Source organism: Pseudoalteromonas sp. SIMBA_162 (assembly GCF_046535955.1).
Taxonomy (GTDB): Bacteria; Pseudomonadota; Gammaproteobacteria; order Enterobacterales; family Alteromonadaceae; genus Pseudoalteromonas; species Pseudoalteromonas marina.
In genome coordinates this window covers 1-340 of record NZ_JAWJBQ010000164.1, presented here as the reverse complement: position 1 = coordinate 340, position 340 = coordinate 1, and the positions used below count along the sequence as shown (strand labels likewise).

1 protein-coding gene is annotated in these 340 nt (G+C 63.5%); it reads left to right on the top strand.

Translation table 11 applies throughout. The features are described 5' to 3' along the window. Positions 1-340 (top strand): hypothetical protein (locus R0J88_RS19180; RefSeq protein ID WP_410900758.1); only part of this gene is annotated, 340 nt, incomplete at both ends.

Here is a 340-nt window from a genome sequence, read left to right as displayed (position 1 = left end):
GGCGGGCAAGGACTCTGCCAGCTGGAGCGACTGGTCCTCCAGCGTGCCGGGCAAGGGCCGCCGCGAAGGTTCCACGCGGGTCAGCATGCGCAGCACGCCGGCGATCGGTCGTGATGGTCAGGTCAACCCGAACAGCACGACCAAACTGCCCAGAAAGTACGCGGCCAAGCAGCGTCCTGAAGACAACAAGGATGTCGGCAAGCCGCTGGATGCGCGTGAAGCGCGTGCCCTGCGTGAGAAGCAGGAAAGCAATGCCATGAGAGGCAAGGCTGCCAAGGGCGGCGCCAGCAAGGAAAGCTCTGGCAAGTCAGCAGCTGGCAAGACGAATTCAGGCAAGTCA